We start from the raw sequence: 5,042 nt of genomic DNA, 5'->3' as shown, positions 1-5,042 counted from the left end.
TTTGACATGTTCTCTTTATGATTATGATATACCTGCCAAAGCTCAAGCTTTAAAGCTAAATATCCTGAATACTTTTCATCATTCATTTCGTTACATAACTCCTATTCAGATTGATTCTAACGCCCAATTAACGGGCTAAAAATTGTGGGCTAAACTTGAGCGAAGCGAACAGCCCGCTGTTTTTAGTCCTTGTTGAATTGCTTGTTATGCATGCAACTGCTCTACATTCGTTCCAACTTAATAGACAAATTGCCGATATGGCTCATTAAATGCTCAAAATCATTCAACCCCGAAAAAAATACAAAGCCACCTCCCGTGTAAAAGCTCACTGTATCTAAACCTTTGGAATCAATTTTGTCACCCACCATTTCTGTTGGCGTATGAATGATCATATATCGTTCGTTTTCGCCCAAGTTAAGAAGAAACTCTCCACCAACATACCCATTTGACCACTCTGGAGGATGATAATCGATCGTCGGGTAGGCAATAGTTCTAACTACTTCATATTCTTTATCTAGAATAGTAATGATTGGAAAAAAAACATCCCGTCGAAAAACACTCTTTAAATTCACATTAAACCTGCCAGAAATCTGTGGAAGTTTATAACCTTTAAAGAAACTCTTACCTGATTTAAATTTAAATGAAGGAGAGTCAGTCCAAATCTTAAACGATTTACGTTTATCAAGGGAAAGCTCTTCAAAGTTCATCTCTGGGTATTGTGTGCAACATACTTCTGATTCATACAAATATTGTCCAGTAATTTGAACATTAGGTTGTGCGCAACTGACCAAAAGCGCTAATCCTAAAAATATAATAATTCCTTTAGCTAACATCAAATCTCCTAGTGTGCATAACGCCACGTTAAGCGGCAAAAAATTGTTGGCTAAAATTGTGAACGGAGTGAAACAGCCAACTGTTTTTTGTCCGTTTAAACATCTTGTTATACATACTATCCACCTAATTGTGAAGCAAGAAGTTTTTTAAATGAATCATCATAATCACCAAACAAATCCATACAAACATCATCGGTACAATATGAAATAAACTCTACCTTACTTCCCGAACCTTGTGCGGTAATTTGATAAAAAGTGTAAGGATACAAATCAGTTTCAATAATATCTAAAACATTTAAATCATTATGTAAATTTGCAACTAAATCTGTATCGTTAAGCCGAAAATCTAACCAGAACTTTTTATCATCTAAAGTACGGCAAGAATAAGTCTCGCCAAAAGTCTGACTCTCAACATTTTTATTTATTTTACAGCTACTTGGTAGTATTAATGTATCAGGAAATATATTGACCATAACATCTGCACTAGCTGAAACAGCGGTTACAATAAAAAACATTGCCAGAAATAGAATTTTCAAATAGCCATCCTTTGTATGTATAACGCCCATTTAAGGGGCAAAATAACGTTGGCTAAAATAAGTGAACGGAGTGAACAAAACAGCCAACTTTATTTTGTCCCGCTTGAAATTCTTGTTATGTTTTGAACACTACGACATACCGATCATCCAAGGCATGGCGACACCGAAAGTGACCGATAAAACTTCAAGTAGAAATTTTATATGGTTCATTGAACTACATTTAGAGTACATATATATACCTGTAAAAAATGCAAACACCGACCAAATAACAGAGCCCTTGAAATATATGTAAATAGCACCTTGATTTACTGCGGTTGTATAACCAGGTCCAGCAATAAAATTTAAAAGAAGTGTAATAAGAACACCTAGAACAGGCAAGAAACCTAACATAAATATTCTTTTATTAATCATCCATTTTTTCATATTCGCATCCATTCGATTAAAAAACATAACGCCTTGTTAGGCATGTATTTACTCTACTTTAATTCCCATCGACATGGGTGGATAAACATGACTGATTACAATCTTTTTTCCATTACCCAAAACTAGAGTATATTGATTTATCACGTCTTCACCTAGGTGATCACTTTCAATAATGTTGCATATTCTCATCGGCAGTTCTTCAATATTGAAAGGGAATAATAATTCGACTTTTACTATAGTTTCTATACTCAACCCTAAACTTGGATAGCGATCAATCATCTCGACTTCACATGGTTTTATTGAGTAAATTTTATTATTTTCAAATTCTAAATTTATGTCATAGCAAATTAAAAAACCTTCATTACTTTCATCTCGCCACGCATGATGAACCTTTTCGTGGTTATGTCCTAATGTAACAGAAACAAGAAATTTTCCGATTAAACTCTTCAGGTCGAACATATATGCCTAACGCCTCACTAAGAGGCAAATAACAGTTGGTTAAAATAAGCGACGCAGGAGCAAAAGCCAACTGTTATTTGTCCTTTTGAGTGACTTGTTATATTTTTATTTGAGACCTGCAATAGTATTTAAATCTTGGTCGTTTAGGAAAAAAATAGGTGAACCAATAGCACTTTTAGAAGACGTCATGATCGACAACCCTCTATATAGATTTTTGGATATTTTAAAGTCATCACCCTTTGGCGCTTGAACGGGTTCGACATACCGAAATCCGTTTTGTTCATAGTAGCTAATTTTACTGTTATCACAAATAAGGTGAGCACCAAACTTAAGATCCTTTATTTTATTAAGAAGTTTTGTTCCTAGGCCTTTTTTTCTATATTGCTCAACAATGAATATTGAATGTAGATATGTTGCATTAATATCAGGGAATAAGAATAACAATCCGTACCCCTTTAATTTTCTATCCTCATTCTCAATCAGAACTTCAAGATCTCCAACGCTATGACACTCTTTTAGAATATCGATAATATAGTTTATGGCTGCTAATTTTTTATCTTCATTAAGCTCGTTTAACGATGACTTCATAAATGTAAAGCTTAGGATATCTCTGAGCATACGTTGTGCTTCAAACTTAAATATACTCTCTAAGAAAAAATCTGGTTGAACTTTCATGCGGTTTCCTGAAAATGTGAATCGATTGACGAAAAATATAACGCTTTGCTAAGCGGCTAAAAATGGCTGGCTATAATAGCGAAGTACGAGCACAGCCATTTGTTTGTGTCTTGTTAGTTTTATTTGATTTTAACTAAATCACCCTCTATGAAAATACACTCATAGCGCTCACGAACTTTAAAGAAACCGTCGCCAGTTTCTCTATACTCGGTTTTTCGTTCTATTCTTGCATTTACCAATAAGTCTCCGTCTATTCCTGATTTTTGACCATCTCTAATTGCATTATCCATAGCCCTTTGTAATAAATTATCTTTAGGACCTGAAATATAGGCTAGCGTTAACATATTTACTTGATAACAAGATTTTCCTGTTGCATAAGATACAGTATTAGACGATTTTTCATATTCCAATCCTCTAACATTAAAAGAGGAAGCAGCGGTAAATTGACCTAAACGTTCTTGTGTATCTGGAGGTAATTGTGCACAGCCTGTAACAATAGAAAAGGCTGGTATAAATAAAATTTTATTGAAATTTTTCACAGGAAATCCTTTAAGTGATATTAGATTGATAAAACTAACGCCCTAGTAATGGGCAAAAAATTGTTTGATAAAATGTTGAGGAACGAAAACAGAAAACTGTTTTTTTGTCCTTATTAATTAGCTTGTTATATTTCATTAATACCCATTAATGTTTCTCTGAAATCTACCGCATTTCCCCAACCAAGTATACCAATAAAGCTCGTTGTTAAATTTCTAGGTAATTTATTGTACGAATCAAAATCGAATAAAATATTTGGTCTATATTGCTGGTAATTTACATTGAGTAAGTTAACTATTTCTTTTGTCGGCTTTCTCAGCTTTTCTCCATCCTCTAGATGGTTATAGTGATTTCTGCCTGCATAAATAATTAAACCAACAGGTATTTCTCTGACTATTTCACCAACAGAAAACTTACATGCCTGAGCAGAAAGATTAGGAAATGGTGATGTATTCTCGGTGTTTTCAGAATATAGCTCGATTCCTTTACAAGCTATTTGCAAAAGAGAACCGTCAATAATTGATAAAGCAAATTGTTCATTAGTTAGATTTTCAATTGCAGCATCCGATTTTTCTTTCTTTTGTTTTATATGTTTTTGTTCAAGCCATGCTGCATGGTCTCGAGCGATTACTTCTTTCGGATTATTTCGGTTATGGACAAAGATTGGAGGCAAGGAGTCTTTAAATAGATCGTTTATGATTTCGTAATAATCAGCTCTCGCTTCAAACAATCTTTTTACTACACTATCGACAGCTTTTAAATAATTGTGAATCAAACTCTATCCTTGATTTGAAATATAACGCCCTATTAAGGGGCAAATTGTAGTTGGCTAAAATGTAAAGCGAAGCGGAACTAGCCAACTGTAATTTGTCCCACTTGAATAGCTTGTTATAGCGACATTAAAAATCACCTAACCTGCATTGTTTTTTCCTCAGGTTATTGCCACTATATATTTCAAACTTTAAATTTTTAGTTTCAATTTTTGACACTCTTGTGCCTGTGCCTACTTCTTGTATCCAAATAGAAATTTTATTCTTTTCTAAAACTCTATTTGGCATGTATCTTTTACCAGACTCAAAATTAACTTTAAAATGAAAAAATGCAACTTTATTTGCACCAACTCTATTATTTTTAGTTATATCTGCTTTAACCCAAAAATCATACTCGTCTGCCAAAAATTGTTTTGGCTCCGTCCAATATGCCAGTTTTTTCTTAGAACACATTAAGTGAATATATTCTATTTCGGTTTCATTATTATTAATAAAGTTTTCAAAAATGAAATGGTTTTCTTTAACTTCTGTTTTTATCGGTGAGAATGCACAACTTGAACTCATGGCTACCAAAAAATATAAAAATAATAATTTAATTTTCTTCACGTAATATTTACCTTCATTAATCAGACTGCATAGATATTGTAAATGTAGCTATAACGCCACGTTAAGCGGCAAAAAATAGTTGGTTAAAATAGTGAACGCAGCGAACAAAACCAACTGTTTTTTGTCCGTTTGAACGCCTTGTTAGAATTAAGTTCGCAAGGCCTGAACATTTTTAACCAAAGAATATTTTCAGCCCCACGATA

Annotated in this window: 8 protein-coding genes; all 8 read right to left on the bottom strand. The window is 33.4% G+C overall.

All coding sequences use genetic code 11. The features are described from left to right. Positions 1-221 precede the first annotated feature (221 nt). Positions 222-833 (bottom strand): MalM family protein, encoded by a 612-nt coding sequence (locus H4J69_RS19340; protein WP_182245159.1) that lies wholly within the window; start codon positions 831-833, stop codon positions 222-224. A 116-nt stretch (positions 834-949) separates the two neighbouring features. Then, positions 950-1,369, bottom strand: a complete 420-nt coding sequence (locus H4J69_RS19335) for a hypothetical protein (protein ID WP_182245158.1) — start codon at positions 1,367-1,369, stop codon at positions 950-952. A 129-nt stretch (positions 1,370-1,498) separates the two neighbouring features. Continuing rightward, a complete protein-coding gene (locus H4J69_RS19330; protein WP_182245157.1) occupies positions 1,499-1,792 on the bottom strand; it encodes a hypothetical protein in 294 nt (97 codons plus the stop codon). A gap of 48 nt (positions 1,793-1,840) precedes the next feature. After that, entirely contained in the window at positions 1,841-2,251 is a 411-nt protein-coding gene (locus tag H4J69_RS19325; protein WP_182245156.1) for a hypothetical protein, read from the bottom strand. A gap of 105 nt (positions 2,252-2,356) precedes the next feature. Continuing rightward, positions 2,357-2,926, bottom strand: a complete 570-nt coding sequence (locus H4J69_RS19320; protein WP_182245155.1) for a GNAT family N-acetyltransferase — start codon at positions 2,924-2,926, stop codon at positions 2,357-2,359. Between the two features lie 119 nt (positions 2,927-3,045). Further along, positions 3,046-3,465, bottom strand: a complete 420-nt coding sequence (locus tag H4J69_RS19315) for a hypothetical protein (RefSeq protein ID WP_182245154.1) — start codon at positions 3,463-3,465, stop codon at positions 3,046-3,048. A gap of 125 nt (positions 3,466-3,590) precedes the next feature. Beyond that, positions 3,591-4,238 carry a hypothetical protein gene (locus H4J69_RS19310; protein WP_182245153.1) on the bottom strand — a complete coding sequence of 216 codons (648 nt, stop codon included), beginning with the start codon at positions 4,236-4,238 and terminating at the stop codon, positions 3,591-3,593. 124 nt (positions 4,239-4,362) lie between these two features. Further along, entirely contained in the window at positions 4,363-4,839 is a 477-nt protein-coding gene (locus H4J69_RS19305; protein WP_182223018.1) for a hypothetical protein, read from the bottom strand. Between the last annotated feature and the right edge of the window lie 203 nt (positions 4,840-5,042).

Origin of the sequence: Colwellia sp. BRX10-9, assembly GCF_014077405.1 — a bacterium.
In the GTDB taxonomy this organism is placed as follows: Bacteria; Pseudomonadota; Gammaproteobacteria; order Enterobacterales; family Alteromonadaceae; genus Colwellia_A.
The sequence above is the reverse complement of the archived record's forward strand: the minus strand, read 5'-3'. Positions and strand labels throughout refer to the sequence as shown.

Bases quoted from the DNA above. Each gene is read 5' to 3' on its own strand.
- H4J69_RS19340 (WP_182245159.1), bottom strand. From the start codon at position 833: ATGTTAGCTAAAGGAATTATTATATTTTTAGGATTAGCGCTTTTGGTC.
- H4J69_RS19330 (WP_182245157.1), bottom strand. From the start codon at position 1,792: ATGAAAAAATGGATGATTAATAAAAGAATATTTATGTTAGGTTTCTTG.
- H4J69_RS19325 (WP_182245156.1), bottom strand. From the start codon at position 2,251: ATGTTCGACCTGAAGAGTTTAATCGGAAAATTTCTTGTTTCTGTTACA.
- H4J69_RS19320 (WP_182245155.1), bottom strand. From the start codon at position 2,926: ATGAAAGTTCAACCAGATTTTTTCTTAGAGAGTATATTTAAGTTTGAA.